Source organism: Pseudomonas sp. P7548 (assembly GCF_013386585.1).
Taxonomy (GTDB): Bacteria; Pseudomonadota; Gammaproteobacteria; order Pseudomonadales; family Pseudomonadaceae; genus Aquipseudomonas.
This window is the reverse complement of record NZ_JACARO010000042.1, coordinates 12,007-37,586: the sequence shown is the minus strand read 5'-3', so window position 1 is coordinate 37,586 and position 25,580 is coordinate 12,007. Positions and strand designations below refer to the sequence as shown.

29 protein-coding genes are annotated in these 25,580 nt (G+C 61.5%); 14 read left to right on the top strand and 15 right to left on the bottom strand.

Features of this window, described 5'->3' with window-relative positions; genetic code table 11:
- Window positions 1–127: 127 nt before the first annotated feature.
- Window positions 128–805 (bottom strand): class I SAM-dependent methyltransferase, encoded by a 678-nt coding sequence (locus HX803_RS17985; RefSeq protein ID WP_178922196.1) that lies wholly within the window; start codon window positions 803–805, stop codon window positions 128–130.
- Window positions 806–927: 122 nt separating this feature from the next.
- Here HX803_RS17985 and HX803_RS17980 point away from each other — a divergent pair, with 122 nt between their 5' ends.
- The 3 genes from HX803_RS17980 to HX803_RS17970 are packed head-to-tail and all read left to right on the top strand — an operon-like array spanning window position 928 to window position 2,490.
- Window positions 928–1,473, top strand: coding sequence for a hypothetical protein (locus tag HX803_RS17980; protein ID WP_178922194.1), 546 nt, complete (start codon window positions 928–930; stop codon window positions 1,471–1,473).
- A 56-nt stretch (window positions 1,474–1,529) separates the two neighbouring features.
- Window positions 1,530–2,006, top strand: coding sequence for a GNAT family N-acetyltransferase (locus HX803_RS17975; protein WP_178922288.1), 477 nt, complete (start codon window positions 1,530–1,532; stop codon window positions 2,004–2,006).
- On the top strand, window positions 1,999–2,490 hold the full coding sequence (locus tag HX803_RS17970) for a hypothetical protein (protein WP_178922192.1): 492 nt from the start codon (window positions 1,999–2,001) through the stop codon (window positions 2,488–2,490). Before HX803_RS17975 ends, HX803_RS17970 begins: the two co-directional genes overlap by 8 nt.
- On the opposite strand, the gene HX803_RS17965 is transcribed toward HX803_RS17970, so the two are convergent.
- From HX803_RS17965 to HX803_RS17955, 3 genes are all read right to left on the bottom strand, one after another.
- Window positions 2,477–2,902: a GNAT family N-acetyltransferase gene (locus HX803_RS17965; RefSeq protein ID WP_178922190.1), complete on the bottom strand. Its 426-nt coding sequence runs from the start codon at window positions 2,900–2,902 to the stop codon at window positions 2,477–2,479. The genes HX803_RS17970 and HX803_RS17965 overlap by 14 nt on opposite strands.
- Window positions 2,902–3,393: a GNAT family N-acetyltransferase gene (locus HX803_RS17960; protein ID WP_178922188.1), complete on the bottom strand. Its 492-nt coding sequence runs from the start codon at window positions 3,391–3,393 to the stop codon at window positions 2,902–2,904. Before HX803_RS17960 ends, HX803_RS17965 begins: the two co-directional genes overlap by 1 nt.
- A gap of 64 nt (window positions 3,394–3,457) precedes the next feature.
- On the bottom strand, window positions 3,458–3,844 hold the full coding sequence (locus HX803_RS17955; RefSeq protein WP_178922186.1) for a hypothetical protein: 387 nt from the start codon (window positions 3,842–3,844) through the stop codon (window positions 3,458–3,460).
- Window positions 3,845–3,980: 136 nt separating this feature from the next.
- Between HX803_RS17955 and HX803_RS17950 the strand changes: the two genes are divergently transcribed.
- The gene (locus HX803_RS17950) at window positions 3,981–4,655 is read left to right on the top strand and encodes a hypothetical protein (protein WP_178922184.1); all 675 of its coding nucleotides are present in this window, start codon (window positions 3,981–3,983) and stop codon (window positions 4,653–4,655) included.
- A 93-nt stretch (window positions 4,656–4,748) separates the two neighbouring features.
- Here HX803_RS17950 and HX803_RS17945 read toward each other — a convergent pair whose 3' ends face one another.
- Window positions 4,749–6,164 (bottom strand): cytosine permease, encoded by a 1,416-nt coding sequence (locus HX803_RS17945; RefSeq protein WP_178922182.1) that lies wholly within the window; start codon window positions 6,162–6,164, stop codon window positions 4,749–4,751.
- A gap of 218 nt (window positions 6,165–6,382) precedes the next feature.
- Between HX803_RS17945 and HX803_RS17940 the strand changes: the two genes are divergently transcribed.
- A complete protein-coding gene (locus HX803_RS17940) occupies window positions 6,383–7,294 on the top strand; it encodes a LysR substrate-binding domain-containing protein (RefSeq protein WP_178922180.1) in 912 nt (303 codons plus the stop codon).
- A 140-nt stretch (window positions 7,295–7,434) separates the two neighbouring features.
- On the opposite strand, the gene HX803_RS17935 is transcribed toward HX803_RS17940, so the two are convergent.
- The 5 genes from HX803_RS17935 to HX803_RS17915 form a co-directional block, all read right to left on the bottom strand.
- A complete protein-coding gene (locus HX803_RS17935) occupies window positions 7,435–7,755 on the bottom strand; it encodes a hypothetical protein (protein WP_218647091.1) in 321 nt (106 codons plus the stop codon).
- Window positions 7,756–8,088: 333 nt separating this feature from the next.
- Window positions 8,089–9,234 carry an acetylornithine deacetylase gene (argE, locus tag HX803_RS17930; RefSeq protein ID WP_178922176.1) on the bottom strand — a complete coding sequence of 382 codons (1,146 nt, stop codon included), beginning with the start codon at window positions 9,232–9,234 and terminating at the stop codon, window positions 8,089–8,091.
- Window positions 9,231–9,908 (bottom strand): DUF1028 domain-containing protein, encoded by a 678-nt coding sequence (locus HX803_RS17925; RefSeq protein ID WP_178922174.1) that lies wholly within the window; start codon window positions 9,906–9,908, stop codon window positions 9,231–9,233. Before HX803_RS17925 ends, argE begins: the two co-directional genes overlap by 4 nt.
- 11 nt (window positions 9,909–9,919) lie before the next feature.
- The gene (locus HX803_RS17920; RefSeq protein WP_016969085.1) at window positions 9,920–10,330 is read right to left on the bottom strand and encodes a RidA family protein; all 411 of its coding nucleotides are present in this window, start codon (window positions 10,328–10,330) and stop codon (window positions 9,920–9,922) included.
- A 24-nt stretch (window positions 10,331–10,354) separates the two neighbouring features.
- Window positions 10,355–11,686 carry a flavin-containing monooxygenase gene (locus tag HX803_RS17915; RefSeq protein WP_372339923.1) on the bottom strand — a complete coding sequence of 444 codons (1,332 nt, stop codon included), beginning with the start codon at window positions 11,684–11,686 and terminating at the stop codon, window positions 10,355–10,357.
- Window positions 11,687–11,882: 196 nt separating this feature from the next.
- Between HX803_RS17915 and HX803_RS17910 the strand changes: the two genes are divergently transcribed.
- The 5 genes from HX803_RS17910 to HX803_RS17890 all read left to right on the top strand — a co-directional run bounded on the left by HX803_RS17910 (window position 11,883) and on the right by HX803_RS17890 (window position 17,660).
- Entirely contained in the window at window positions 11,883–12,680 is a 798-nt protein-coding gene (locus HX803_RS17910; RefSeq protein WP_178922286.1) for a helix-turn-helix transcriptional regulator, read from the top strand.
- A gap of 46 nt (window positions 12,681–12,726) precedes the next feature.
- Window positions 12,727–14,109 carry an aspartate aminotransferase family protein gene (locus HX803_RS17905; protein ID WP_178922170.1) on the top strand — a complete coding sequence of 461 codons (1,383 nt, stop codon included), beginning with the start codon at window positions 12,727–12,729 and terminating at the stop codon, window positions 14,107–14,109.
- Window positions 14,110–14,227: 118 nt separating this feature from the next.
- A complete protein-coding gene (locus HX803_RS17900; protein ID WP_178922168.1) occupies window positions 14,228–15,607 on the top strand; it encodes an APC family permease in 1,380 nt (459 codons plus the stop codon).
- Between the two features lie 37 nt (window positions 15,608–15,644).
- Entirely contained in the window at window positions 15,645–17,135 is a 1,491-nt protein-coding gene (locus HX803_RS17895; protein ID WP_178922166.1) for an aldehyde dehydrogenase, read from the top strand.
- A gap of 90 nt (window positions 17,136–17,225) precedes the next feature.
- On the top strand, window positions 17,226–17,660 hold the full coding sequence (locus HX803_RS17890; RefSeq protein ID WP_178922164.1) for a GNAT family N-acetyltransferase: 435 nt from the start codon (window positions 17,226–17,228) through the stop codon (window positions 17,658–17,660).
- A gap of 111 nt (window positions 17,661–17,771) precedes the next feature.
- Here the strand turns inward: HX803_RS17890 and HX803_RS17885 are convergent, their stop codons facing one another.
- Window positions 17,772–18,257 (bottom strand): HIT family protein, encoded by a 486-nt coding sequence (locus HX803_RS17885; RefSeq protein WP_178922162.1) that lies wholly within the window; start codon window positions 18,255–18,257, stop codon window positions 17,772–17,774.
- 139 nt (window positions 18,258–18,396) lie between these two features.
- Here HX803_RS17885 and HX803_RS17880 point away from each other — a divergent pair, with 139 nt between their 5' ends.
- Entirely contained in the window at window positions 18,397–18,726 is a 330-nt protein-coding gene (locus tag HX803_RS17880; protein WP_178922161.1) for a DHCW motif cupin fold protein, read from the top strand.
- Between the two features lie 17 nt (window positions 18,727–18,743).
- Here the strand turns inward: HX803_RS17880 and HX803_RS17875 are convergent, their stop codons facing one another.
- Window positions 18,744–19,652 (bottom strand): LysR substrate-binding domain-containing protein, encoded by a 909-nt coding sequence (locus tag HX803_RS17875; protein WP_178922160.1) that lies wholly within the window; start codon window positions 19,650–19,652, stop codon window positions 18,744–18,746.
- 117 nt (window positions 19,653–19,769) lie between these two features.
- On the opposite strand from HX803_RS17875, the gene HX803_RS17870 reads away from it, so the two are divergent.
- Entirely contained in the window at window positions 19,770–20,981 is a 1,212-nt protein-coding gene (locus tag HX803_RS17870; RefSeq protein ID WP_178922159.1) for a cation:dicarboxylate symporter family transporter, read from the top strand.
- A gap of 56 nt (window positions 20,982–21,037) precedes the next feature.
- Here HX803_RS17870 and HX803_RS17865 read toward each other — a convergent pair whose 3' ends face one another.
- Window positions 21,038–22,660 carry an argininosuccinate lyase gene (locus HX803_RS17865; protein ID WP_178922158.1) on the bottom strand — a complete coding sequence of 541 codons (1,623 nt, stop codon included), beginning with the start codon at window positions 22,658–22,660 and terminating at the stop codon, window positions 21,038–21,040.
- Between the two features lie 198 nt (window positions 22,661–22,858).
- On the opposite strand from HX803_RS17865, the gene HX803_RS17860 reads away from it, so the two are divergent.
- Window positions 22,859–23,752: a LysR family transcriptional regulator gene (locus tag HX803_RS17860; RefSeq protein ID WP_178922157.1), complete on the top strand. Its 894-nt coding sequence runs from the start codon at window positions 22,859–22,861 to the stop codon at window positions 23,750–23,752.
- A 129-nt stretch (window positions 23,753–23,881) separates the two neighbouring features.
- Here the strand turns inward: HX803_RS17860 and HX803_RS17855 are convergent, their stop codons facing one another.
- Together HX803_RS17855 and HX803_RS17850 are read right to left on the bottom strand one after the other, a co-directional pair.
- Window positions 23,882–24,349, bottom strand: a complete 468-nt coding sequence (locus tag HX803_RS17855; protein WP_178922156.1) for a copper chaperone PCu(A)C — start codon at window positions 24,347–24,349, stop codon at window positions 23,882–23,884.
- A complete protein-coding gene (locus tag HX803_RS17850; protein WP_034106413.1) occupies window positions 24,349–24,957 on the bottom strand; it encodes an SCO family protein in 609 nt (202 codons plus the stop codon). Before HX803_RS17850 ends, HX803_RS17855 begins: the two co-directional genes overlap by 1 nt.
- A gap of 180 nt (window positions 24,958–25,137) precedes the next feature.
- Between HX803_RS17850 and HX803_RS17845 the strand changes: the two genes are divergently transcribed.
- Window positions 25,138–25,521 carry a DUF2946 domain-containing protein gene (locus HX803_RS17845; protein WP_178922155.1) on the top strand — a complete coding sequence of 128 codons (384 nt, stop codon included), beginning with the start codon at window positions 25,138–25,140 and terminating at the stop codon, window positions 25,519–25,521.
- Window positions 25,522–25,580 lie beyond the last annotated feature (59 nt).

The following is a 25,580-nucleotide window of genomic DNA, read 5'->3' as shown; positions in this document are numbered from 1 at the left end:
TTCCTCGCTTGTAGTGAGCGAGCTTGCCTCGCGCTGAGGCCGCCGCAGTTCTCCCTGAAAAACACGGCGCCCGGACTGGGGCGATGCGTTCCGTCAGGTAAGGCGCAGCGCGGGACAAGCCCGCTCACTACAGGGGTCTATGGGCGATCCAACCCTTGAAGCTGAAGCCGGCGTAGAACAGCTCCACGCCTTCGAACCCGGCCTCAACCAGCAAGGCCGCATCCGCCTCGGGCGATAACACTGGCAGCTTCTCACTGATGGCCGCAATCGCCCGCTCGGCATCCGCCGCAGGCACACCCGAATCCACCGCAAACGCGGCATAACGCTTCAACCACCGGGCTTTCTCTTCTGGCGCCTGGGGGAAACTGTGGTGCGCCACAATCAACGGCGCCCCCGGCCGCAAGCGTTGCCACAGCGCCTTGAGGGTCTGCAGGCGCTCCTCGGCCGGGATGAAGTGCAAGGTCAGCAGGCACGTGGCCCCATCGAACGGGCCCGCTGGCGCCGTGTCGATGTACCCTTCATGCAACTGCGCACGTTCCAGCAAGGGCCCCAACGTCGCCTGTGCCAGCTTCAACATCTCTGCCGAGGGGTCTACCCCCACAAAGCGCCAACCCGGTTCGGCCTCGGCAAACCGCTTCAGTTCCAAGCCGCCGCCAGCACCCAGCACCAGCACATTGCCTGTGGTCGGCACGCTTTCGCGTAGCAGCAGGGTGGTCATGCGTTGCAGGCCTTCAAAGCCCGGCACCAGGCGTACAGGGCCTTCGGCGTAACGGGCGACGGCATCGGGGTCGGAAAAAAAGCTCATGGCGGGCTCCTGCACGGTGGACGAGGCGACAACCCTACTGCGGCAAACCAGCAGTGGCAATTGCCTCAAGGAATCAGGGATCATGTCGATATGATCTCATCGCTCACAAGGACCGTCACTCGATGAAACTGCTGAAACTCGCCGCCGTTTTGACCCTGCCACTGCTCGGCGCCTGTTCCTCGGACTACCACTACAAGGATTACCAAGGCGATTGGGCCCCGGAAAAACTGCACCCCGTCGACCTCTCCAACAACGCCCCCGACGCCGCACTGGTGTACTTCGACACCTGGCGCGAGCGCGAGCTGGGCATTCCGTTCCACCGCCTGGTGCTGGCCCTGGAAGTGGACGGCGTCAAACTGCCCGGCGCCGGGCGCACGTCGATCCTCAACGTCACCGGCGAGCAGGCGCTGAAACTCAGCCCCGGCAAGCACTCGCTGCGCTGGTGTAACGTGTCGATGAATGCCCTGGGCACCGGCGGCGCGTTCTGCAACAACGGCGCCGACGACGTCGACTTCAAACCCGGCCAGCGTTACGTGGTGACCTTCCGCCTGACCGCCAGCACCAAGGGCGTGGGCCCGAACTACAGCACCGAATACCGCACCTATTCGAGCATCCGCAACCTGGACACCCAGGAAGTCATCTTCCCCGTGCCGGGGCAGCAGGGTTGAGCGCCGTGATCCGCCAGGCCGCCCCCCGGGACGCCCTGTGCATCGGCGTGCTGGGCATGCAGGTGTTCCTCGACACCTACGCCACCGAAGGCATTCGCTGCGCGATTGCCAAGGAGGCGCTGCACGCCTTTGCCCCCGAGTCCATCGCCCAACTGATCGATCAGCCCGGCACATTGTTGCTGGTGGCAGAAGTGAACAACCACTTGGTAGGTTTCGCCCAGCTCACACTCAACACCCGCCACTCGATGATCGAGGCCGATGACGTTGCCGAGTTGCAGCGGCTGTACATCCAGGAGCGCTTCACCGGGCAGGGCATTGGCCAACAGTTGCTCGACGCGGCTGAACAGCAGGCGGCTGCAGGCGGCGCTTCGCTGCTATGGGCGACGGTGTGGGTGGGGAATGAACGGGCGCTGGGTTTTTACCCTCGACGCGGGTATGTGGAGCTGGGTTCGCCCACCTATACCTTTCAAGGGGAAAGCCACGAGAATCGCTTGTTTGGCAAATCTTTGGGTACGGTCTCCAAGCATGGATGACGCCACGTTGTGTGTGCCGGTGTCTTACCTGCGGGTCGCACTGGATATCGGCGTAATCGATGTGGTGGACGTTGTTCAATGGGCAGATACGAAGCTGGCAACGCTGGAAAATCCGCCCTACGCGGTAATAGAACTCGCCTTGATGGGCCGGTCGAACCGGGAAGAAGTCATGTGGCAACTGCTGCAAGTCGCCACACCGGCAATCAGCGAGGCCGAGATGCTTCCGTATGCACTGGCAGTGGCGCATTCCCGGCTGCTCAGTGAGCCTGATCTTGGCCGGCGCCTGGCAGAAGGTATCTACCGGCTATGGGCCCGGCACGGCTGCTACTTGCCGGGCGCACTCGAGTCCTGTGGGTATTTCGATGATGCCTATGGGCTGGCGGACAGCGGAATCCACGGGAGCGCCGAAAGCATCGACCAGGAACTGCTCGAATTCACGGCGGGTTTTGCGAGTCTGGATTGGCAAAGCATCAAAGTGACTTAGACAGAAACACCCGGCAGCTGCCCTGCGGTTCACAAGGTACCTCGCCAAACCGCACCCAGCCGTGCTTCTCGTAAAACCCTGGCGCCTGGAAACTCAGGGTATACAACACCGCATTGCGGCAACCCCGGCGCCGGGCTTCGTCTTCAAACGCCTGCAGCAGTTGGCTGCCCAGGCCTGAACCGCGCAGGGATTCGGGCAGGTGGAACAGGTCGAGAAAGGCAGTGCCCAGGGTGGTCTTGCCGGTGATGCCGCCTAGGGTTTGATGGGGGATGGGGTCTTTGATCAGCACCGTCAGCAAGCGCCGGTCGTTGTAACCGGCGACTGCCTCATTGAACGTCGCCAACCCGCTGCCCAGGAGTTGCTCGGCTTCGGCGTTGGGGTGGTCACTGATTTCAATCTGCGGCGCCAGCATCAGAGGCTTCTCACCATCTCATGCCACGCCATCCCACCGTGATCCGAGGGCGAGGGCCGCACATACGCATAGCCCATGCGTTCATACAACGGCACATGCTGCGCCTTGCACATCAAATGAATCGTCTGCTTGCCCATGTCGCGCATGCGCTGCACAAACTCGGTCATCAACACCTTGGAATAGCCTTTGCCCTGATGCGCCGGGTCGACCACCACCGACATGATCACCACGTTCGGCGCCTCGGGCGAATGCCCCACCAGTTCCTTGAACGCCTCATCCGACATCACCACGTCAAACGCGCAACCGCAGTTGATAAAACCCACCAGCTCGCCATCGGCTTGCAGGATCAGAAAGCCCTGCGGGTACTGCGAGATGCGCGTGGCGATCTTCTCCAGCGTCGCGGCTTCGTCGCCTTCGTAGGCGCTGATTTCGATTTCAAAGCAACGGGCGGCGTCGGCGGGCAGGGCGTTGCGGAAAGTGAGGGCGGGCATGTGGGTTCCTGAAACCGTGAGTGGAAGGCCCCATCATAGTGAAACACCGCCCTCGAGGCAGCTATCAGGTGAACATGTCGGGGCCTATGTCCTCGATGCCTTCATGGCGCAGCCTCTGGTCAAACTGTTCTTTGAACTGATTGATTTTTTGCTGCATCTGAGGGGTATAACGTCCGTCCGGGCCGTCAGGGCGGAAATCGAACTTGATGGGATAGACGTTTTCATGCGTTGCAAAGGGGGCTCGCTCAGGGTCGCCAACTTCATTGTTAAGCGGCGGTAAACCCAGTGCTTCAGCAAGCCTGAAGGCAATCTCCAGCGTTTTATCAACGTCGCTTGCTTTCACCAGTACAGGAATTTTTTCCCGGGGCGACGGTGTGGTGTCTCCAGAGGGGCGGAACGTCTCGATTTGAGGCGCAAAGGCTGGCAATGGTGTGGAGGGAATATTCGACATGTTGGATACTCGTAACTTAATGATGCCAAAGCGGGTGCTTGGCCAGTTGAGTCTGTGGTTCGTTGGGTGGGGTTAGTTCCAATCGGCTCACCCGTCTTATCCAGAAGCAACCAAAGGCAGATTAAAGGGAGGGTAGATGGGGAGTAATCGCAGTAAAAAACTTGGTATTACTGAAGGTTATTGGGCTGGTTTAAGTGAAGATCGACGGATTATGTGGAAATTTTTTAGTCGGGCACTCACTTTTGTGGGTGCGCTGGCGGTTTCGAAAACTGGAGTTAATTATATAGATTGGCTTATTGCTGCCAGTACCACGGTGTTTTCTTTTTTGCTTATCGAGAGTCAGCGCTCTTATACGCGCTACAGCGTTGGCCTGCGGAAGAAATTGATACGGGTGTCAGTGGCATTGGTGGCGACGTCTGTATTGTTCGCAGGGGGCATTTACTTTTCACAAGCTGCTTTTTTTGCATTGGCCAGTACTTATACTTCCATGCCTCCGTCCAGTCTTGGAGGGGAATACAGTGAATTTAAACATGTTCTGTATGTTTTAATGTTTGTCTGTGCGGGAGGGGTGGCGATAGTCAGGGTATTTCGGCAGTTGGATGTCATGGGTCTGATTTATCATCTTCCTCGCCAGCAGATGATAAGGTTGCTTGTTCATAAAGAGTGTAAGTTGGAAGGGTTTCCTAGGTTCGCTTGTTTCGAACTGGGTGTGATAGTGGCTGCAATTTGTTACTCAGGGGTGGTTGCCTCGCTGATCAGTGGCCTATTGGAGATTGTACGTATTGCAGTCGATGCGGCGGGAGTTAGTTAGGTGGATCAAATAAAAAACCACTCACGTCTTGGCCTTAAAGCCACAATGAGAGTGGTTCCATTCATCTCGATTTAAACGCTACAGGCAGTTGATTCAAACCCCACTCACCAACTTCCCCCCTTCCATCCTGCGTTTATACGCACTGTCCCGACTCGCCAACCAGAAATACAACGGCGACGTCACCACCAACCCCACCACCCACGACAAATCCGCGCCATTAATGTGTGCCGAGATCGGCCCCACGTACAGCGGCGTGTTCATGAACGGAATCTGTACCGCAATCCCCACCGCGTACGCCAGCAGCGCCTGTGGGTTGTACTTGCCGTAGATCCCGCCATCCACGCGGAAGATCGAGGCAATATCGTATTTGCCTTTGTGGATCGCATAGAAGTCGATCAGGTTGATTGCCGTCCACGGCACCAGTACCACCAGCAGCACCAGCACCATGTCGACGAAGTGGCCGATGAAGTCCTTGGAGGCGAATACCGCGGCAATGGCGCAGGCGGCCAGCACCAGGGTGGAGATCACCGCGCGGCTCTTGGCCGTGGGGATCCAGCGGTAGGCGAAGGTCTGGATCAGGGTGATGATCGACAGCACGGCGCCGTACAGGTTGAGGGCGTTGTGGCTGATCACGCTGAGCAAAAACAGCACCAGCATCAGCGGGCCGATGGCGCCGGTGGCGAGTTTGACGGCGTCCATGGTGTCCATGCCCACGGGCGTGGCGAGCACGGCAACGGCGCCGAAGATGAAGGCCAGGCTGGAGCCCAGGGCAGAGCCCAGGTAGGTGGTCCAGAAGGTCGACGCCACCGGTACGTCGGCTGGCAGGTAGCGGGAGTAGTCCGACACGTAGGGGGCGAAGGCGATTTGCCAAAGGGCCGCCAACGACACGGTCGCCAACCAGCCGGAGATGTTGAATTCGCCGCGGGTCAGGAAATCGGTGGTCTGTACGTGGGTGAAGATGTAGCCGAAGCCCAGCACAATGCCGGCGCCGAGCACCCAGGTGCCGATGCGGTTGAGCACGTGGATGAAGCGGTAGCCGATGATGCCGATGATGCCCGAGCCAATGGCACCGATCACGATGCCTACGGGCACCGGCACGCTGTCGACCACGCCGTGCAGGGATTTACCCGCCAGCACGATGTTGGAGGCGAAGAAACCGATGTACATGACGCCGGCGATCACCACCACCAGCAGGGCGCCGAGGGAGCCGAACTGGGCGCGGCTCTGGATCATCTGCGGGATGCCCATTTGCGGGCCCTGGGCTGAGTGCAACGCCATCAGCACGCCGCCGACCAGGTGGCCGACGAGGATCGCGACGATGCCCCATAGCAGGTTCAGGTGGAACAGTTGCACACCCAATGCGCCGGTGACGATCGGCAGTGGTGCGATGTTGCCGCCGAACCACAGGGTGAACAGGTCTCTTACCTTTCCATGGCGATCTTCCGGGGGCACGTATCCTATCGTGTGTTTTTCGATGAGCGGGGCGGAGGATGTTGCAGTGGTAACCATGACGAGCTCCAAGGCAAGGTGAGTACGTTGACGTACTTCGCTGTGCGCCGCACGGGCGGGCGCTTTGTTGTTGGAGTGATCATCTGCAATGGGCGCAGGGAGGTAAATTAGTAAGTTTGTTGCTATAGACCTTAAAAAATATAGCTCGCGCGTGAGCGTGCTCCGGTATGTTGCCTACCTGTGTCTATGGGCGAAGTCCCGCGTTTCTGGAGGTTCCGATGGCTGCCTACAACCTGCGCCAACTCAGATATTTTGTCACAACGGCCGAGTGCGGCAGCGTCGCCGAGGCCTCGCGCAAGCTCTATATCGCGCAGCCGTCGGTCTCTACCGCCATCAAGCAGTTGGAAGACAGTTTTGGCGTGCAGCTGTTTATCCGCCATCACGCCCAGGGCGTGTCGCTGACGCCCAGCGGCGCGCGGTTTTATCGCAAGGCGCTGGAGCTGTTGCGGGTGGCCCACGAGTTCGAGCAGAACGCCCTGGCCGACAATGATGTGGTGGCCGGGCAGATCGATATCGGCTGCTTTGAAACCGTGGCGCCGTTGTACCTGCCGCGCTTGATCGCCGGGTTCAAGGCGCTCTGGCCGGGGGTGGAAATCCGCATCCGCGACGGCGAGCAGCAAGAACTGGTGCAGGCGCTGACGGCGGGCAGTATCGACGTGGCGATGCTGTTCGAGCACGACCTGGGCGGCACCATCGAAACCACGCCGCTGATGCCGCCGCAGCAGCCTTACGCGTTGCTGCCGGCTGATCACCGTTTTGCACAACAGGCCAAGGTCTCGCTGGCGGACCTGGTGCTGGAACCGATGATCTTGCTCGACGTACTGCCAAGCCGCACGTACTTCGTGAGCATCTTTGAAGAGCGCGGGCTGACGCCGAATATTGTGTTCAGTTCGCCGTCCATCGAGATGGTGCGCGGGATGGTGGGGCGCGGGTTCGGGTTTTCGATCCTGGTGACCAAGCCGTTCACCGAGTACACCTACGACGGGCAGAAGGTGGTGTGTGTGCCGTTGGCCGAGACCGTGACCGGCTCGGGTTTGTCGGCCGTGTGGCTGCGGCGGGCGCCGCTGACCAAACCGGTGCAATTGTTTGTGGATTACTGCCGTGAAGAACTCGCAAGACTTCTCTGCTAACACAAATCCCCTGTAGGCGCTGGCTTGCCAGCGATAGCGGTATGTCAGCCAACCACTGTGCTGGCTGAGGCACCGCCATCGCCGGCAAGCCGGCTCCTACGGGGAAGGCGTTTCAGGCATGTGTCACGGTGGGGCAACTGTCAGCTTTCTGGGGCGTAGTTCCTGATACCCGCCTGCTGCAGCTCCTGTTGGAACTCTCGGCGAAAGTCGTCGATTCTCATCTGCAAGGCAGGGCTGAAGGTGCCGTTGGGGCCATTGGGTTTGAAACGGAAATCGAAGGTCACATGCAGTTGTGCCCCATCACCCAAGTCAAGGTAGTCCAAGTCGTCGGACTTGAGTTCTACACCAATGGCTTTCTTTCTGGCCAGTTCAGTGAAAATTTCCTTGGCTTCGAACTGATCACTAAATGTCACCGTGAATCGAGCGTTTGACGTATCTGTCGTGCCCGGCGCGGGGCGCATGCGCAGCGCTTCAGGTGCGGCCTGAAGGGGTAGGGGGCTCGTGCTAGACGAAAGAGATGAAATACCGGACATAGAAATACCCACGAAATGGTTGGATTTTGGGTGGCAAATGAGCCGCTTTCGTGGGTGGTTGGGTCAATGCGCTCGGTTCCTGAGCGGCATTTGGCAAGTGAATCGAGACATTTCGCTTACAGGCCAACACCAACCCATGTAGGAGCCGGCTTGCCGGCGATCGCGCTGTATCAGTCAACCAGCATATGACCGTTATACCGTTATCGCGGGCAAGCCCGGCTCCCACAGGGTTTTGCATTGAGTGACGGGCCGGTGTTCGGCTCAGGTGCGGATCGAATCCAGCATCCGCTGCAGCATTTCATCGCAGCCTTGAAGCTGTTCCACCCTCACAAACTCATCCGGCTTATGCCCCTGGTCCATGCTCCCAGGCCCGCACACCACCGTGGGAATGCCCTTGGCGTCAAACAACCCGCCTTCGGTGCCAAACGCCACGGTGCCAAAATCCCGCGAGCCCGAGAACGCTGCAATCAACTCCGCCGCCTGGCTGCGCTCGTCGGTGACCAAGCCGGGGTACGCCGACAGTTCGGTAAAGCGGATTGCACTCTGCGCGCTCACCGCCTGCATGCGCGGCAATACGTGTTGTTCGGCGTACGCCTTCAGTTCAATCGCCACTTCGCCTGGGTCCTGGGACGGCAACGCCCGCACCTCGAAATCAAATCGGCAATCGGCCGGCACGATGTTCAAGGCCTTGCCGCCGCTGATCACCCCTATTTGCACGGTGCTGAACGGCGGGTCAAACCGCGCATCCCGGGTGTCTCGCAGCCGCTGCCCAATCCGCCCCAGTTCACCTATCAAGTCAGCGGCGTGTTCAATCGCATTCACCCCGTAAGGCGCATACGCCGAATGGCACGCCTCGCCATGCACGTCACAACGCATGGCGAGCTTGCCCTTGTGGCCCAGCACCGGCTTGAGTTCGGTCGGTTCGCCGATGATGCACAGCATCGGTTTCACCGGCCGTTGCTCCAGTACGGCGAGCAACGAACGTACACCCAGGCAACCGACTTCCTCGTCATACGACAGCGCGATATGCACCGGCAGGCGCAAAGTCGCCTCGACCAACGCCGGCACCAGCGCCAGCACGCAGGCGATGTAGCCCTTCATGTCCGCTGTGCCACGGCCAAACAGTTTGCCGTCGCGTTCGGTCAGCTCAAAGGGCGGCAGCGTCCACGGCTGCCCATCCACCGGCACCACGTCGGTATGGCCCGACAGCACAATCCCCGGCAACTCAGCCGGGCCGATGCTGGCGAACAGGTTGGCCTTGCTGCGTTCCTCGTTGTAGATCAGCTCGCTGGCCACGCCGAAACCGGCCAGGTAATCGCGCACGAACTCGATCAACTGCAGGTTCGACTCGCGGCTGGTGGTGTCGAACCCCACCAGCGTCTGCAGCAGTTGGCGGCTGCGGCTCATCGGTCGTCTCCGGCCACGCCGTAGCCCGGCGACCGATCGGGGGCGAGGGCGCGGTCGATGTAGTCCTGCACTTGCGGGCAGTAGGCATCCCAGAGTTTTTGCAGCGCGGCGATAGGTTGCTCATCGGCCCAATCCACCCGCAGGTTGATGATCGGCCAGGTCAGCTCGCCCACCACCACCAGCGCCGCCGAGTGCACCGGGCCGGCTTCGCCACCGGCGGCGATGGCGGCGTGCATCGCGGCCAACAGGCGATCCGCCAATTGGCCTTCGCCGCTTTCAAACGCCGTGACCATGGCCTGGATCACCGCGCGGTCGGCGAGCATGTTGCCTGCCGCCACACACTGCTCACCGGAGACCGCATGGTGGGTGCCCAAGGTTTCACTGCCGCTGAAATGCACGGTGCGGCCCAGGTGATCAATCGCCGTCAGTTGCCGGTATTGGCTGTAGCCGTTGCTCGTCAATGCTTTATCGATGGCCTCAGCCGGGGCCAGGCCCTGTTCCAGCCAATCGAGCACGTCCGGGCCCAGGGCCGGCAGGGTGATGTTCTGGGTCGACACCGCGCCCACGCCGGGCCGCAGCCATGGGCAGCGGGCACCTACGGCAATGCTCGATGAGCTGATGGCGATGCCTAGCTGGCCGGTCTCGGCGCAACGGGCGACGATTGAAAAGGTCATGGTGGCGCTCCTTATTCGGGAATAACCGCGATCACATCAATTTCCATCAGCCACTGGGGCTGGCCGAGGGCCGACACCACCAACCCGGTGGAAATCGGGAACACGCCCTTGAGCCACTTGCCGACTTCCTGGTACACCGGCTCGCGGTAGCGCGGGTCGATCAGGTAGGTGGTGGTCTTGACGATGTGCGACAGGTCGGAGCCGGCTTCTTCCAGCAGTTGCTTGACGTTTTTCATCGCCTGTTCGGCCTGGGCACGCGGATCGCCGAGGCCGATCAGGTTGCCCTCGAAATCGGTGCCCACCTGGCCGCGCACATACACGGTGTTGCCGGCGCGCACGGCTTGGCAGAGGTCGTTGTCCAGGCTCTGGTTGGGGTAGGTTTCCTTGGTGTTGAACATGCGGATGCGAGTGTGAGTAGGCATCAAAAAAACTCCGGCAATAAGTGATCAGGCGCTGACAGGGGACTGGCGAACCACCGGGGCGGCTTCGCGGTATTCAAGGTATTGGCGCTGGATGGCGATGTGGTCGGCCACGTATTTGGCGTCGTGCCACACCCCCCAGATAAACGACGAGCCACGGCGCGACTGCCACGGCAAACCGAGGAAGTAGATCCCGGCTTCGGTGGAGACCCCGCGCTGGTGCGCTGGCTTGCCGGCGGCGTCGAAGGCCTCGACTTTCAGCCAGCTGTAGTCCACGGCAAAGCCGGTGGCCCAGATGATCGAGGTGATGCCGGCCGCGACCAGGTCCAGCTCCAGGATCGGCTGCTTGATGCACTCGGCGTCGGGGAACACGCGGCGCGCTTCGGGTTCCAGTGGCAGGTCCAGGCCGTTGCGTTCGATGTAGGCATCGGCGGCATCCAGCAGGGCCAGGTAGTTCTCATCGCCACGGGCCAGGTTGTCCACCAGGTTCGGCTGGAACGTGGCGACGCTGCCATTGAACGACTGGGTGAGGCCGACCAGGGTCATGCCTTGCTGGGCCAGTTCACGGAAGTCGATGGTCTTGCCGCCGTGGGCACCGCTGACCGCGATGGTCACGTGTTCGCGCCCGGGCTTCATGGCCGCTTGGTCCCATTCGCCGAGCACACCGAGCCACCAGCAGAAGTCGCGGTTGCGGTAGGCGCGAGGCGGGCGGTCGTGGGCGCCGACCGACAGGTACACCTGGCGCCCGGAGCGCTGCAGCTCATCGGCAATCTGCACGCCGGACGAACCGGCGCCCACCACCAGCACGGCACCGGCTGGCAGTTGTGCCGGGTTGCGGTAGTCGGCGGAGTGGATCTGGTGCAGCGCCGTGTCTTTGGGGGCGATGGCCGGGATCACCGGCTTCTGGAACGGCCCGGTCGCCGCGACGACGCGGTTGGCCTCAATCACGCCTTCGCTGGTGTGCACGGTAAAGCCTGGGCGGCCGACATTGCGCACCACGGAGGTGACGTCCACACCGGTACGAATCGGCGCGTTGAATTTGCGTGCATAGGCTTCGAAGTAATCCGCGACGCGTTCTTTGGGCGCGAATGCATCGTCGGCGACGTCATCGAATGCCAGCCCCGGAAAACGGTCATGCCAGGCCGGGCCGTTCGCCACCAGCGAATCCCAGCGCCCGGTGCGCCAGCGCTCGGCAATGCGGCTGCGCTCCAGCACCAGGTGCGGCACACCTTGCTTGCTCAAGTGCTCGCTCATGGCCACGCCAGCCTGACCGGCTCCCACGACGAGGGTGTCTATTTTTGTTATTGCTTGGGTCATGTGTCTGTCCTTGCGTAATGCAGTTGGATTCAGCTTGGGCATGACTTCAAGGCTAGGGGGAGGGCGGTTTTTAATAAAATATTATTAAGCTGGGAAGTGAGCATAAATATCGAATGCAGGCTCACCCTATCGGGTGATTTCGATGAGGGGGCTATGTGTGTGAGCATTCTCGCAGTTCCTTGAGCGAGTCTTCGAAGTGGAAAACGACCGGCTTTCTTCCGCGCAGTGGTTTGAACAGATGGCCCGGGTCACCGAGAGCATCGGGCAAGCGGGTTTCGCCGCCACCCTGTTCGAGGCCCTCGGTTACCTGCAACCGATCCAGGCCACGACACTGTATTGGTACCCGCGTGGCGGCATGCCCAGCGCCTTGTTCGAGCTGGATGGGCCGTGGCTGCCCCAGGGCAATGTGCGCCAGTACCTGTCAGGGTTCTATCTGCTCGACCCGTTCTACGGCGCCTGCGTCGAGGGCGTCAGCTCGGGCTGCTATGCCCTGTCCGACGTCGCCCCCGACCACTTCGAACTCAGCGAGTACTTCCAGTCGTTCTACCGGCACTCCCACCTGGAGGATGAACTCAACTACCTGCTGCAGTCGGGCAATGGCTCCAGCCTGGCGGTGTCGCTGGCGTTTACCCAGAAGCTCGACGCCGCCACCACCGAGCAGTTCAAGCGCATCGCGCCGTGGCTGCTGGCCGTGCTGGGTAAACACTTTGTGGGCCTGGACGCCCAGGGCGCGCGCTTTGCCAATGAGTTGGAGCAGCGCATTCACTCGGCACTGAACAACTTTGGCTCGTCGATCCTGACCGAGCGTGAATGCCGGATCGCCCAGCTGATCCTGCGCGGCCACTCCACCCGTTCGCTGGCCGAGCGCCTCGAAGTCTCGGAAGACACGATCAAGTCCCACCGCAAACACATCTATACCAAGCTCGATATCGGCGCGCAGTCGGAGCTGTTTGCCCTGTTTATCGACTCGCTCGCCGAAGCCCAGGGCGTGCTGAGCAAAGACCCCCTTGAAAGCTACATGAGCAAGCACCGCTGAGCGGCGTTGCTCCCCCTTGCGTCACCACTAATAAGAGAGAACCGCCATGAATCTACCCGCCCACCTGAACCGTCGCACCGAGGATTACCAGGCGTCCGATGCGGCCCACCACATCCACGCTTTCGTCGACCAGAAGGCGCTGAACGCCGAAGGCCCGCGTGTGATGGTGCGCGGCGAGGGCCTGTACCTGTGGGACAGTGAAGGCAAACGTTACCTGGACGGCATGTCGGGCCTGTGGTGCACGCAATTGGGCTATGGCCGCAAAGACCTGACCGCTGCCGCCGCGGCGCAGATGGATCAACTGGCTTACTACAACCTGTTTTTCCACACCACCCACCCTGCGGTGGTCGAGCTGTCGGAGCTGCTGTTCAGCCTGCTGCCGGCTCACTACAGCCACGTGATCTACACCAACTCCGGCTCCGAGGCCAACGAGGTGCTGATCCGCACCGTGCGCCGCTATTGGCAGGTGGTGGGCCAGCCGCAGAAGAAGATCATGATCGGCCGCTGGAACGGCTATCACGGCTCCACCCTGGCGGCTTCCGCGCTGGGCGGCATGAAGTTCATGCACGAGATGGGTGGCCTGATTCCGGACGTTGCACACATCGACGAACCCTATTGGTATGCCCAAGGCGGCGACTTGACGCCAGCCGAGTTCGGTCGCCGCTGCGCGCTGCAACTGGAAGAAAAGATCCTTGAACTGGGCGCTGAAAACGTCGCGGGCTTTATCGCCGAGCCGTTCCAGGGCGCTGGCGGCATGATCTTCCCGCCGGAAAGCTACTGGCCCGAGATCCAGCGCATCTGCCGTCAATACGATGTGTTGCTGTGCGCCGATGAAGTGATCGGGGGCTTTGGCCGCACTGGCGAGTGGTTCGCCCACCAGCACTTCGGTTTCGAGCCCGATACCTTGTCGATCGCCAAGGGCCTGACTTCCGGCTACGTGCCCATGGGCGGCCTGGTGCTGAGCAAACGCATCGCCGATGCGCTGGTGGAGCGGGGCGGGGTGTTCGCCCACGGGCTGACCTATTCCGGGCACCCGGTGGCGGCGGCGGTGGCGTTGGCCAACCTCAAGGCCCTTCGCGATGAAGGCATCGTGCGCCAGGTGAAGGATGACACCGGGCCGTACCTGCAAAAGATCCTGCACGAGGTATTCGGCAACCACCCGATGATCGGCGAGATCCAGGGCACCGGCCTGCTCGCAGCCTTGCAGTTTGCCGAAGACAAAAGCACCCGCAAACGCTTCGCCAATGAAAACGACCTGGCCTGGCAGTGCCGCACCTTCGGCTTCGAAGAGGGCGTGATCATTCGCTCAACCCTTGGCCGCATGATCATGGCGCCGGCCCTGGTGGTCACCCGCGCGGAGCTGGATGAACTGGTCGACAAGACCCGCATCGCGGTCGACCGCACCGCACGGATCGCGGGAAAACTCTGATGTGACCCGCTCACCCCTCCACGCAGAGGGGTGAGTGATCGCCTTCCGACACCGCTTGAACGGCATCGATCTCATCGCATGCCGCGACGCCCTGCATGCCGATTTCCAGGAGTCACCCATGACGACAATAAAAAACGTGGCCGATACCCCCTCCCATCCTGCGTCCGCTGCACCTTCTAGCGGTCGACGCTTCCGCCAGCCACTGGGCCTGGTCGGGCTGATCCTGTTCGGCCTGGCCTACATGGTCCCGCTGGCGGTGTTCACCACCTATGGCCTGGTCACCCAGATGACCCGTGGGCACTTGCCGACCGCCTACATGCTGACCCTCGCCGCGATGTTGCTGACCGCCTACAGCTACGGGCGCATGGTCCAGGCCCATCCTTATTCGGGGTCGGTCTACTCCTACACCCGCAAGGCGTTCGGCGCGTGCTTCGGTTTTATCGCCGGGTGGACGCTGCTGCTCGACTACATCTTCCTGCCGCTGCTCAGTTACCTGCTGATCGGCATCTACCTGTCGGAATACTTCCCCGGTGTGCCGACCGCCGTGTGGGTGCTCGGCTCGATTGCCCTGGTGACGGGGCTCAACCTGGTGGGCATCGAGTCGATCACCCGGGTCAACTGGGTGCTGATCGTGGCCCAACTGGTGTTTATCGTGGTGTTCGTGGCGTTGTCGGTGCACAACCTGAACGAGCAAGCAGCACCGGTTTCGCTGCTCGCGCCGTTCCACCATGAAGGTTTCAGCGCGCCACTGATCATGGCGGGGGCGGCGGTGTTGTGCCTGTCGTTCCTGGGCTTTGATGCGGTGTCGACCATGGCCGAGGAAACCCCCAACCCGCGCCGCACCATCCCGCTGGCCATCCTGCTGGTGTCATTGATTGGCGGCTTGTTGTTCCTGCTGGTTTCGTATTTCGCCCAGATGGTGTTTCCCGAGTGGAACAGCTTCGCTGACCCCGATTCCGCCTCGGTGGATGTGATGCGCCGCGTGGGTGGGGAAATGCTGGTGACCGCCTTTACCGCCACCTACGTTGCCGGCTGTTTTGCCTCGGCGATGGTTTCCCAGGCCAGCGTGTCGCGGGTGCTGTTTGCCATGGGCCGTGACGGCGCATTACCCCGGGTACTCGGCAAGCTGGTAACGAAAAAGCGCGTGCCGGCCACGGCGATTGTGCTGGTCAGCCTGTTCTCGTTGATTGCCTTGTTCATCACCCTGGACACCGTGGCCAACATGATCAGCTTCGGGGCGTTGTTCGCGTTCTCGGCGGTGAATCTGGCGGTGATCAAGCACTACCTGGTCGACCAGAAACTGCGTGGCCTGCGCAACTACCTGCTGTACGCCGCGCTGCCGGCCCTGGGGTTTCTCAGCACGATCTGGTTGTGGACCAGCCTGTCGAGCATGTCCTTCACCATCGGCCTGTGCTGGATGGGCCTGGGGCTGCTTTGCCTGCTGGGTATCACCCGGGGCTTGAGCGTGAAGATGCCCGAATTGCAGATCGCTGAATAACCCTTCTTATCCCTCCGACATCCATTGGGAGCACACCGTGTTCGATCTTGATTACTGGCAACAGCGCGCTGCCCGCCAGCGCTTTATCCACACCGCCTTGATCGGCGGCCGCGCCGTGAGTGCGGCCTCCGGGGCGACCTTTGACGCCATCAACCCCGCCAACAACCAGGTGGTCGCACGGGTGGCCGCCTGTGGCGAAATGGAAGTCGACCTGGCCGTACGCAGCGCACGCCAGGCCTTTGAAACCGGCCCGTGGCGGCGCATGACGCCGGTGGAGCGCAAGAAAATCCTCATCAAGCTCTCCGAGTTGTTGATGACCCACCGCGAAGAGCTGGCGCTGCTCGACTCGCTGAACATGGGCAAGCCAGTGATGGACGCCTATCACATCGACGTGCCCGGCGCGGCCCATGTGTTCGCCTGGTACGGCGAGGCGCTCGACAAGCTCTACGATCAAGTCGCCCCCACGGCCCATACCGCACTGGCAACCATTACACGTGAAGCCCTGGGCGTGGTGGCGGCCGTGGTGCCATGGAATTTCCCGCTGGACATGGCCGCGTGGAAGCTGGCCCCAGCCTTGGCGGCCGGCAACAGCGTGGTGCTCAAGCCCGCCGAGCAGTCGCCGTTTTCTGCGTTGCGCCTGGCCCAGCTCGCCCTCGAAGCGGGTATCCCCGAAGGCGTGCTCAATGTGGTGCCCGGCCTCGGCGAAAGCGCCGGTAAAGCCCTGGGCCTGCACCCTGATGTGGATTGCCTGGTGTTCACCGGCTCCACGCAGGTGGGCAAGTACTTCATGCAGTATTCCGCGCAATCGAACCTGAAGCAGGTGTGGCTGGAGTGCGGGGGCAAAAGCCCGAACCTGGTGTTCGAAGACTGCCAGGACCTGGACCTGGCAGCGGAGAAGGCCGCGTTCGGGATTTTCTTCAACCAGGGCGAGGTGTGTTCGGCCAACTCGCGGCTGTATGTGCAACGTTCCATCCATGACGAGTTCGTCGAGCGCGTGATTGCCAAGTCCCGCGCCTGGATGCCCGGCGATCCCCTGGACCCGCGCAGCGCTGCCGGCGCCATTGTCGACCGTGGGCAAACCGCGCATATCCTGCAGGCCATCGAACAGGCCCAAGGCGAGGGCGCCCGGCTCTTGTGTGGCGGCCAGCAGTTGACGATCAACGGCTCGTCAAACTTCATCCAGCCCACGGTGTTTGGCGACGTGACTTCGCACATGGCGCTTGCCCGTAACGAGGTGTTCGGCCCGGTGCTCGCCATCAGTGCTTTCGACACGGAAGAACAGGCGATCCAGCAAGCCAACGCGAGTATTTATGGCCTGGCCGCGTCGGTGTGGAGCGACGACCTCAACCGCGCACACCGCGTTGCCCGCGCCCTCAAGGCCGGTACGGTGTCGGTCAACACCGTCGACGCGCTGGATGTGACAGTGCCCTTTGGTGGCGGCAAACAGTCCGGGTTCGGGCGGGACCTGTCGTTGCACTCGTTCGACAAGTACACGCAGTTGAAAACCACCTGGTTCCAGTTGCGTTGATTCAAGTGCTTATCCGGTCGTGCATTCATGGGTGCACGACCGCTGCCAGTGCAGGCACACTGGGCCCTCACTCAGAGGGCTTTCAGGACCATGGTCAACATTCGTGTGATGAGCACTGCCGACTACGACGCAGTGCTCGAACTGATGCAAGACACCCCCGGTATTTCCCTGCGCGACGCCGACTCCCGCGAGGCCACCGAACGTTATTTGGCGCGCAACCCGGGTATGAGTTTCGTGGCGCAAGACAGCGACCGGTTGGTGGCCTGCGTGATGTGCGGCCACGATGGCCGTCGTGGTTATTTGCAGCACCTGCTGGTGCTGCCGGCGTATCGTCGCCAGGGCATTGCCCAGGTCTTGGTGCAACGTTGTCTTACGGAGCTTGAGCAACTGGGCATCCACAAATGCCACCTTGACGTGTTCAAGACCAACACAGAAGCGGCCCGCTATTGGCAAGGGCAGGGCTGGACACTGCGCACGGATATCGACCGTTATTCATTCACCCGGGTGGGAAATGAAAACGCCTGAATCAGGGATCCCTGTGGGAGCTGGCTTGCCTGCGAAGGCGGTGGCACGGCTGAAGCAGATGTTGCCTGAACCACCGCTATCGCTGGCGAGCCAGCGCCTACAGGGTCGGTGTTAAGCCCGGAAGCGTGCGCGCAGCGCTTCGATGACTTGAGGCACCGAAGGTCCGTGGATCGTGGGTGATACAGGGTTTTCTCCAAACTCTCGCCAGACAAACAGCGTCAGGTCAGCGCCATCCGTCACCGTATGCCCGTGCCCTTGCGTGCCGAAATCCTGCAGCGCGCGGTAGCGCTCATCTCGCCAGAAGGCCGCTTCAACCCAGTCATACACCGGGATGAAATGAAAATGCAGGGGGAAGCCTGGCATGTGCCCATACCGGCTGATGTACAGCCATTTGGGTTGCAGGTGCGTTTCCATCACCCGTTGTACTTTGGCCAGCAACCCGCCCAACTCTGCCAGCGCCGCCTCCGGCATATCCGCCAACGAATGGATCGGCGCCTTGGCTCCCAGCATCAGGTAACCCGGCAGCTTCGACGCCTGGTGATGGTTGAGCCGCCAGTGCTCGGTGTCGAAAAGGATGTAGTCGGGGTTGATCTGCATAGGCTCGTGTCCATGAGGGCAGGGCGGCAGGATAACAAAGGCGCGTGCCTGTATCCCACAAAAGCAGGTGATCTGTGTCTACCGCCCAACCGAGCAGGCCGTTAGTTTCACGTCATGTTAACTGACGACCGAGTACATCATGGATCTCACTGCTGTTGCGTTTGGCACCACCGATTGGTCAACCCTCGAAGCACAGCTTCACCCCGGTGTCACGGGCAGTGCCTTATGGCGGACCTGTCACTTCGGCACCACCCGTGTGCGCATGGTGGAATACACCCCGGGCTACCTGGCGGATCACTGGTGCTGGAGAGGGCATGTCCTGTTGTGCCTCGAAGGCGAGTTGCACACGGAGCTGGAGGACGGTCGACAGTTCGTCCTAACACCCGGAATGAGTTATCAAGTGGGCAATGACATGGAAGGCCATCGTTCCTCGACGCGGGTCGGGGCGAAGCTGTTTATCGTGGATTGAAGCAGAAAAAAGACGTTTCATGCCTTGCGATAGATCCCGCTTAATTCCCGCGCCAGTTCGATGAAATTTTGCAGCGGTGCTGACGGGTTGAAGGTACGGCGCACCAGCGTGATCGGCGCCAGCAATTTCGGGCGGGCGTCCTTGATCCGGCAGTACACCACGCTTTCACGGTGCACATCGCGCATGGAGGCGGGCACCACCGAGATGCCTTCGCCGGCTGCCACCAGGCTGACGTTGGTCAGCATGCGTTCCACTTCAAAGGCGATCCTGGGCTCGAAGCCGGCGTTCTGGCAGGCCTTGATCAGGTTGGCGTACATGCCCGGGGCGCCAGGGCGGCGGACCAGGATGAAGCGCTCGTCCTTGAGGGCGACCAGGGGGATGGCCGCGTCGTTCAGCAGGGGGTGGCCGGTGGGCAGTGCGAGCAGCATTTCTTCGTTGAGCAAACGGTGGAAGGTCAGGCTCTGGTGGGTGCTGACGGGTGCGCGGAGGATGCCGATGTCGAGGCGTTTTTCGATACTGTCCTCGGTCACTTCCCGTGCACTGCCTTCGTTGATCGACAGTTCCACGCCGGGGTAGCGCTCGCGGTAGGCGCGGATGATGCGCGGGATCAGCGGGTGGGCGGCGGCGGAGCTGGTGAAGCCGATCACCAGGGTGCCTTCGATGCCTTGGGCGGCCCGGGACGCCTTGAGCGAGCCGTGCTCGACCCGGGCCAGGATCACCCGGGCCTCCTCCAGAAACACCAGGCCGCCGGCCGTGAGGTCGACGCCCTTGGGGTGACGCTTGAACAGGTCGAAGCCCAGCTCTTTTTCAAGGGCGCGGATCTGTTGGCTGAGGGGCGGTTGCTGCATGTTCAGGCGCGCAGCGGCACGGGTGAAATGTCGCTCTTCGGCCACCATGATGAAATAACGTAAATGGCGAAGTTCCATGGTGGTATATCCCGTGACAAGACTTTATTATTTGCGGCCTGCAGCGGCCAGGCGGTCAATATGCCGAAAGTGTCGGATGCCGACAATAACAATAAGTAAAAACATGCCGGAGTGCCGATGCTCACCCGATATACCCAGAACGGAACCCTGCCTATTCTGATTGCCATCGCACTGGGCATGACGTTGGGCCTGGTTTATCCGGACCTGGCAATCGAGATGAAAGTGCTCAGTGACGCGTTCATCAAGTTGGTCGGTTTATTGATGCCGTTCCTGCTGTTTGTGCTGGTGTCCACCGGTGTTGCCGGGATCAAGCGCGAACCCCATCACCGCCATGTCGTGCGGCGGATCATCGTGTATTTCCAATTGATGTCTTGCGCTGCGCTGGTGGTGGGCATGGCAACCGGCTGGGTGTTCAACCTGGAGCACAGCGCGTTGCCGACGCCCCCGTTACCGGCTGAAGGCTTCCTGCACGAACTGTCGCTGTTGTCGGCGTCTTCCACGCTGTATCACGTGTTTGCCCAAAGCCTGGTGCTGCAGGTGATGTGTGTCGCTATTGTCTGCGGGCTGCTGCTGGGGCGGGGTAGCCGCGTCGGCAACCGCTGCCTGGGCTGGCTGGAGGCGGGTGTGCAGGGCCTGTTCTATCTGTTGCGGATTATCTTGAAGTTTGCCCCTTTGGCAGCCTTTGGGGCGATGGCATTTGTGGTGGGTAAATACGGCGTTAGTTCGGTATTACCCTTGTTGAAGTTTGTGGTGGTTATTTATCTGGTCAGTGCGTTATTTGTGGGTGTGGTATTTGCCGCTGTCACGCGATGGGTCGGCGTTAAGTTATCCAGTCTGATTATTTATTTAAAAGAAGAGTTGTTATTGGTGACATTCACCGGCTCTTCCGTGGCTGCTCTTCCGGGGTGCGTGAACAAACTCGAAGCCTTGGGCTGCGACCGCCAATTGGTACGCCTGGTGTTGACCACCGGCTACACCTTCAACCTGGCCGGCACCAACCTGTACCTGACCACCGCGATCATGTTCCTCGCGCACATGGCCGGTGTGGAGATGGCCCTGCCGCAATTGCTCGCCGTGCTGGTGATCTGCCTGATCACCTCGTTGAGCTCCACCAGCGTGGCGGGTTCGGCGCTGTTTACCCTGATTGCGACCTTGAACATCCTGCAACTGGTGCCGCTGGAAGGCGTCGGGTTGTTGCTGGGCGTGGAGCGATTGATGAAGTGCCGCTCGTTGACCAATGTGCTGGGCAACTGCGTGGCCTGCCTGGCGATCTGCGCATGGCAACGATCGATTGACCGGACGGTGTTGCGGCGGGAGTTGGCGAGCTGAGGCCGACGCGGAGCAAATGTGGGAGCGGGCTTGCTCCCACATTGTTGAACCGCGTGTCAGCCTTTGGTGTTGGCCAGTTTGTCGAAGGCTTTGTCGAGGTTGCCTTCGGCGTTCTGCAGCTTTTCACGTCGCTCTTTGAGCCACTGCTGATCGCCTTCCAGCGTCTTGCGCGCCTCCGCCAGCATGCGCTTGACCTCTTGCGGTTGCGGGCCGCCGGTGCCTTTGCGGGTCTGCACCATGGTGGTCGGCGACAGCGCCGCGCGGAAACCGGCCTCATCGAGTGGCAAGGTGTTGGGCGTCCACTTGTACTTGTCCGCTGCCTGGCTATACAGCTTCTGCGCATCGGCATACGGGAAGGTTTTCGGCGTGGTGCCGTTGCTGCGGGCTTCGGTCACGATCAGCGAGGCAAAGCTGTGGCCGATGCGGAACGGCACCTTGAATTGGCGCTCCAGGGTGTCGGCCAATTCCATCGAGGTGGTCCATTCCGACTCCAGCTCTTCCAGCGCGCGCTGCGGGTTGATCTGCAACGCGTCGAGCACCGCGTCGGTGGCTTCGAACATCTCCTTGGTGGAGCGGAACACGCCCAGGGAGTCGAAGGCGAACTTGTAGTCGGTCATGCCGGTGGTGACGTTGTGGGCACGCAGGGTCACCGCCTGCGCCAGGCCGACCACGTCCGAGGCGCTTTCACGGGCACGCATCAGCAAGCCCGGGTTGCGTTTTTGCGGCATCGCGCTGCTGGTGTAGGTGGCTTCTTCATCCAACAGCAGCCACGGGCGGATCTGATGGTACTGGGTGTGGATGTCGCCGATCATCGCGCCCACGCGGATCGCCGAGGACGAGGCCAGGTTGGCCGCTTCAATCGGGATGTCGTAGGTCGACACTTGGCTCGAATCCAGCGAGTTCTCACGCACCCCATCAAAACCCAGCAGCTCGGCCAGGCGTTCGCGGTTCAGCGGGTACGCCGAGTTCGCCAGCACCGCCGTGCCCATCGGGCTCTTGTTCAGGCGCGTGTACAGCTCACGGATGCGCTGGCCGTCGCGGTCAAACGCCGCCTCGAAGGCCAACAGGTAATGCGCATAGCTGATGGGCATGGCCTGCACGCCATTGGTGTAGGCGGGCACCAGCGTGTCGACGTTTTTATCGGCAATGTTCAGCAGGCGCAGGCGCGTGGCGTTGAGCGCTTCGCTGTAGGCCAGCACCTGGCTGCGCAAGGCGGCCAGGCGGTAGGTGGCGAGCATGTCTTGGCGGCTGCGGCCGGAGTGGATCAGCGAGGCTTCCGGGCCGATCTTGTCGGTCATGATTTTTTCCAGTTGCAGCACGTCACTCGGGCGCGTGCCACCGGGCTGGTCGGCCTGGGCGATGGCGTAGCGCACGCCACCGGCGATCTTCTGGCCCATCTCGGGCTTGACGATGCCTTCTTCGGTGAGCATCACGATCGAGGCTTTGTTGATGCGGTTCAGCCAGGCGAACTGGGTCTGGGTCGGGTCGCCCTTGGCTTTGTGTTCGGTTTGCGAACTGTCGGGGGTGGCGCCGACTTTTGCCGCTTGGGCAGCGCATTGTTCGGTGGTGGCGCACGGCAGCTCGCCGGTATTGGCCGCCTGGGCGCCGAAACTGTTGAAGAGGGCGAAAGCCACCGCCAGGTGGAGCAGGCTTTTCAGGGCGCGAGGGGATGTGTTCACAGGGATACCCGATTTATTTTTGGAATTGTGGGCCGCTGTCGCGCAGGCGAGGGCGGCAGAATCAGGCTATCGGGTCTGTTTGCAGATTGAAAATATATAGTAAGTGTTGATGGCAGAGCTTTTATGTATGCCGTTAAGGCTTTGAAGCCAATCTTCATAATGCCTGTGCTATACCGTGCCTTTTCTGCGGAGCAACCTATGCGCCAGGATCAACTCGACGGGCTGGTGACCTTTGTGTGTGTCGCCGAACACGCGAGCTTTTCGGCCGCCGCCGTGCGCCTGGGCGTGTCGCCCTCGGCGGTGAGCCAGGTGATCCGCAACCTGGAACAGCGCCTGGGTGTCGCGCTGTTCAACCGCACCACCCGCAGCGTGAGCCTGACGGAAGCGGGGGCGGGGTTCCTGGCCAAGGTGCAGCCGGCCGTGAACGCACTGACGGCAGCGGCCCAGGAGGTGGGCGACAGCAGCGGCTTGCCGTCCGGCCTGCTGCGCCTCAACGTGCCCCGCGCCGGCTACCTGACGGTGCTGCAACCGCTGTTGTCGGCGTTTCTTGAAGCCCACCCGCAGATCGACCTGGAACTGACCCTGGAAAATGCCCTGGTCGACATCGTGCGCCTGGGCTTCGACGCGGGCATTCGTTTTGGGGATTTCGTCGAGCAGGACATGGTGGCGGTCAAGGTCGGGCCGGCGTTGCGTATGCATGTGATCGCGTCCCCTGGCTATCTCGCCCGATACGGCACGCCGAAACACCCGGGCGAATTGCTGCAGCACAACTGCATCGGCTTTCGTGCGTCGAGTGGCGTGGTGGAGCGTTGGGATTTGGCCAGGGGCCAGGAGACACTGTTGCTGCCGGTGAGCGGGCGGATGATCGTCAATGACTCATCGGCGCTGGTGCAAAGCGTGCTGGACGGGTTGGGGATCGGCTACATGATCAGCGGGCATATCGACCCGCTGATTGCGCGAGGCGAACTGGAGAGCCTGTTCGAAGACTGGTGCCCGACGCTGCCCGGGTACACCCTGTATTACCCCAGCCGCCGCCGCGTCAGCCGCAAACTGCGGGCCCTGATCGATTTTTTACGTGAGCCAAACCTGTAGTGAGCGGGCTTGCCCCGCGCCGCGGCGTATCAGTCACCCAACCCCTACCTGACACACCAAACGGCGATCGACCTGGCGCTTGGGGGCTGTCTGATACGCCGCCGCGCGGGGCAAGCCCGCTCACTACAGTCAGTGCATTTTGCTGTGGTCCATGCCGTCGAGGGCGCGGGCGGGGGCCTTGATGTCGATCGTTTGTTTGTTGCCCTTGGCGTCTTGCACCGTAAGGGTCAGCGGCACCTGGTCGCTTTCTTTGATCTGGCCGGTCAGGCCCATCAGCATCACGTGGTAGCCATTCGGGTCGAGGGTGACCGCCTTGCCGGCGGGCAGGGCAACCGAGTCCACCGGGCCCATGCGCATCACGTCGTCCTTCATGCTCATCTCATGGATCTGCACGTCCTTGGCCACTGGCGAGGCTACGCTCAGCAACTTGCTGTCGGTATCGGCGGTGACGGTCATGAAGGCACCGCTGGACGGCTGGCCCGGCACGGTGGCGCGCACCCAGGCGTCGGTGACCAGCACCTGGGCGCTGGCGTGGGCGGCGAGGCCCAGCAGGGTGAGACCGAGGGTCAGGCGCTTGAGGTGTTGAACGGCAGTCATTAGCAGACCTCCATGACGGTGAGCAGGTCTTCTGCGCACTCTTTAGCGGTAAGGGACGCCTGCAGGCCCAGGCGCAGGTTGCCACGGGTGTCGAAGACAAAACTGGTGGCGGTGTGGGACAGGGTGTAGGTGTCGCCGGCGGGGATCTTTTCATAAAAGATCCCGAATTCCTTGGCGGCCACGGCGATCTCTTCCGGGGTGCCGTACAGCGCTTCGAAGCTGGGGTCGAAGGCCTTGACGTACTTGTCGAGGATTTCCGGGGTGTCGCGTTCGGGGTCGAGGGTGATGAACACCACCTGCATGATCTCGCCATCGCGGCCCATCAGCTTCTTGGCCTGGGCGGCACGCGCCAGGGTGGTGGGGCACACCGCCGGGCATTGGGTAAAACCGAAGAACACCACCGGCATCAGGCCACGGTACGAACTCAGGGTGACGGTCTCGCCGTCGGTGTTCTTGAGCTTGAAGGTGCGGCCCATGATCTTGTCACTGAGGTCCTTGCCGTACTTGAAGTTCAGCTTGGGGCTGTAGTCACAGCCGCCCAGCAGGCTGCCCAGGCCCAACAGGCCCATACCGGTCAGCACTTTGCGGCGGGTGAATAACGTACTCATCAACTGTGCATCCTGTGAAACGCCTGCATTGCTCTGGAGCTGCACATCAGGCTTGGGAAAGGAGTAACGATGCGGGCGCACAGTCTACCAACCCAGGCCAGCCCACGTAATCTGCGACGTTCTGCCACAGGGGCGCGTCGTGCTTCATCCCTGCGAGGCTTCGGTGGTAGAGTCGCCGCCATGAAATTGAGCCATCCCGACCGCGCCCTGATCGCCTGGACCCTGTACTTCTGCGTGCTGATGAACGTGTTCGTCTGCGGTTTGGGGCATGGCCAGATGATGGGCCAGCAGCTCAACGGGATCGGTGGCGCGTTCTGTTCCGTGGAGGGCAAGCAGGCGCCACTTTCCGACAAAGGGTTGAGTAACCCGGCGTCCAGCAACATCTCGAACTACTTTGCCTGCCCGGTGTGCAACGCGGTGACCGTCGCCATCGTGTTCCTGATCGGCCTGACCTGGTTGCTCGGCCTTGGGCAAACCCCACGCCCGGCCCATGAACGGCGCAGCAAGGCGCCTCCGCGATATTCCTGGCCGTCGGCCAACCCCCGCGCTTCTCCCGCTTTCTGACGTGTGCCTTGGGCCTCCTGTGACCAGGGGGCGTTCTATCGTCACGACTGTGAGTGCGT

Excerpts from the sequence above, each read along its gene's own strand:
- HX803_RS17920 (WP_016969085.1), bottom strand. The coding sequence starts at position 10,330 with ATGCCTACTCACACTCGCATCCGCATGTTCAACACCAAGGAAACCTAC.
- HX803_RS17980 (WP_178922194.1), top strand. The coding sequence starts at position 928 with ATGAAACTGCTGAAACTCGCCGCCGTTTTGACCCTGCCACTGCTCGGC.
- HX803_RS17965 (WP_178922190.1), bottom strand. The coding sequence starts at position 2,902 with ATGCTGGCGCCGCAGATTGAAATCAGTGACCACCCCAACGCCGAAGCC.
- HX803_RS17875 (WP_178922160.1), bottom strand. The coding sequence starts at position 19,652 with ATGGAACTTCGCCATTTACGTTATTTCATCATGGTGGCCGAAGAGCGA.
- HX803_RS17890 (WP_178922164.1), top strand. The coding sequence starts at position 17,226 with ATGGTCAACATTCGTGTGATGAGCACTGCCGACTACGACGCAGTGCTC.
- HX803_RS17855 (WP_178922156.1), bottom strand. The coding sequence starts at position 24,349 with ATGACTGCCGTTCAACACCTCAAGCGCCTGACCCTCGGTCTCACCCTG.
- HX803_RS17955 (WP_178922186.1), bottom strand. The coding sequence starts at position 3,844 with ATGTCGAATATTCCCTCCACACCATTGCCAGCCTTTGCGCCTCAAATC.
- HX803_RS17850 (WP_034106413.1), bottom strand. The coding sequence starts at position 24,957 with ATGAGTACGTTATTCACCCGCCGCAAAGTGCTGACCGGTATGGGCCTG.
- HX803_RS17970 (WP_178922192.1), top strand. The coding sequence starts at position 1,999 with ATGGATGACGCCACGTTGTGTGTGCCGGTGTCTTACCTGCGGGTCGCA.
- HX803_RS17910 (WP_178922286.1), top strand. The coding sequence starts at position 11,883 with ATGGCCCGGGTCACCGAGAGCATCGGGCAAGCGGGTTTCGCCGCCACC.
- HX803_RS17915 (WP_372339923.1), bottom strand. The coding sequence starts at position 11,686 with ATGCCCAAGCTGAATCCAACTGCATTACGCAAGGACAGACACATGACC.
- HX803_RS17860 (WP_178922157.1), top strand. The coding sequence starts at position 22,859 with ATGCGCCAGGATCAACTCGACGGGCTGGTGACCTTTGTGTGTGTCGCC.
- HX803_RS17945 (WP_178922182.1), bottom strand. The coding sequence starts at position 6,164 with ATGGTTACCACTGCAACATCCTCCGCCCCGCTCATCGAAAAACACACG.
- HX803_RS17885 (WP_178922162.1), bottom strand. The coding sequence starts at position 18,257 with ATGCAGATCAACCCCGACTACATCCTTTTCGACACCGAGCACTGGCGG.
- HX803_RS17870 (WP_178922159.1), top strand. The coding sequence starts at position 19,770 with ATGCTCACCCGATATACCCAGAACGGAACCCTGCCTATTCTGATTGCC.
- HX803_RS17960 (WP_178922188.1), bottom strand. The coding sequence starts at position 3,393 with ATGCCCGCCCTCACTTTCCGCAACGCCCTGCCCGCCGACGCCGCCCGT.
- HX803_RS17900 (WP_178922168.1), top strand. The coding sequence starts at position 14,228 with ATGACGACAATAAAAAACGTGGCCGATACCCCCTCCCATCCTGCGTCC.
- HX803_RS17880 (WP_178922161.1), top strand. The coding sequence starts at position 18,397 with ATGGATCTCACTGCTGTTGCGTTTGGCACCACCGATTGGTCAACCCTC.
- HX803_RS17950 (WP_178922184.1), top strand. The coding sequence starts at position 3,981 with ATGGGGAGTAATCGCAGTAAAAAACTTGGTATTACTGAAGGTTATTGG.
- HX803_RS17845 (WP_178922155.1), top strand. The coding sequence starts at position 25,138 with ATGAAATTGAGCCATCCCGACCGCGCCCTGATCGCCTGGACCCTGTAC.
- HX803_RS17985 (WP_178922196.1), bottom strand. The coding sequence starts at position 805 with ATGAGCTTTTTTTCCGACCCCGATGCCGTCGCCCGTTACGCCGAAGGC.
- HX803_RS17925 (WP_178922174.1), bottom strand. The coding sequence starts at position 9,908 with ATGACCTTTTCAATCGTCGCCCGTTGCGCCGAGACCGGCCAGCTAGGC.
- HX803_RS17905 (WP_178922170.1), top strand. The coding sequence starts at position 12,727 with ATGAATCTACCCGCCCACCTGAACCGTCGCACCGAGGATTACCAGGCG.
- HX803_RS17940 (WP_178922180.1), top strand. The coding sequence starts at position 6,383 with ATGGCTGCCTACAACCTGCGCCAACTCAGATATTTTGTCACAACGGCC.
- HX803_RS17935 (WP_218647091.1), bottom strand. The coding sequence starts at position 7,755 with ATGCGCCCCGCGCCGGGCACGACAGATACGTCAAACGCTCGATTCACG.
- argE (WP_178922176.1), bottom strand. The coding sequence starts at position 9,234 with ATGAGCCGCAGCCGCCAACTGCTGCAGACGCTGGTGGGGTTCGACACC.
- HX803_RS17975 (WP_178922288.1), top strand. The coding sequence starts at position 1,530 with ATGCAGGTGTTCCTCGACACCTACGCCACCGAAGGCATTCGCTGCGCG.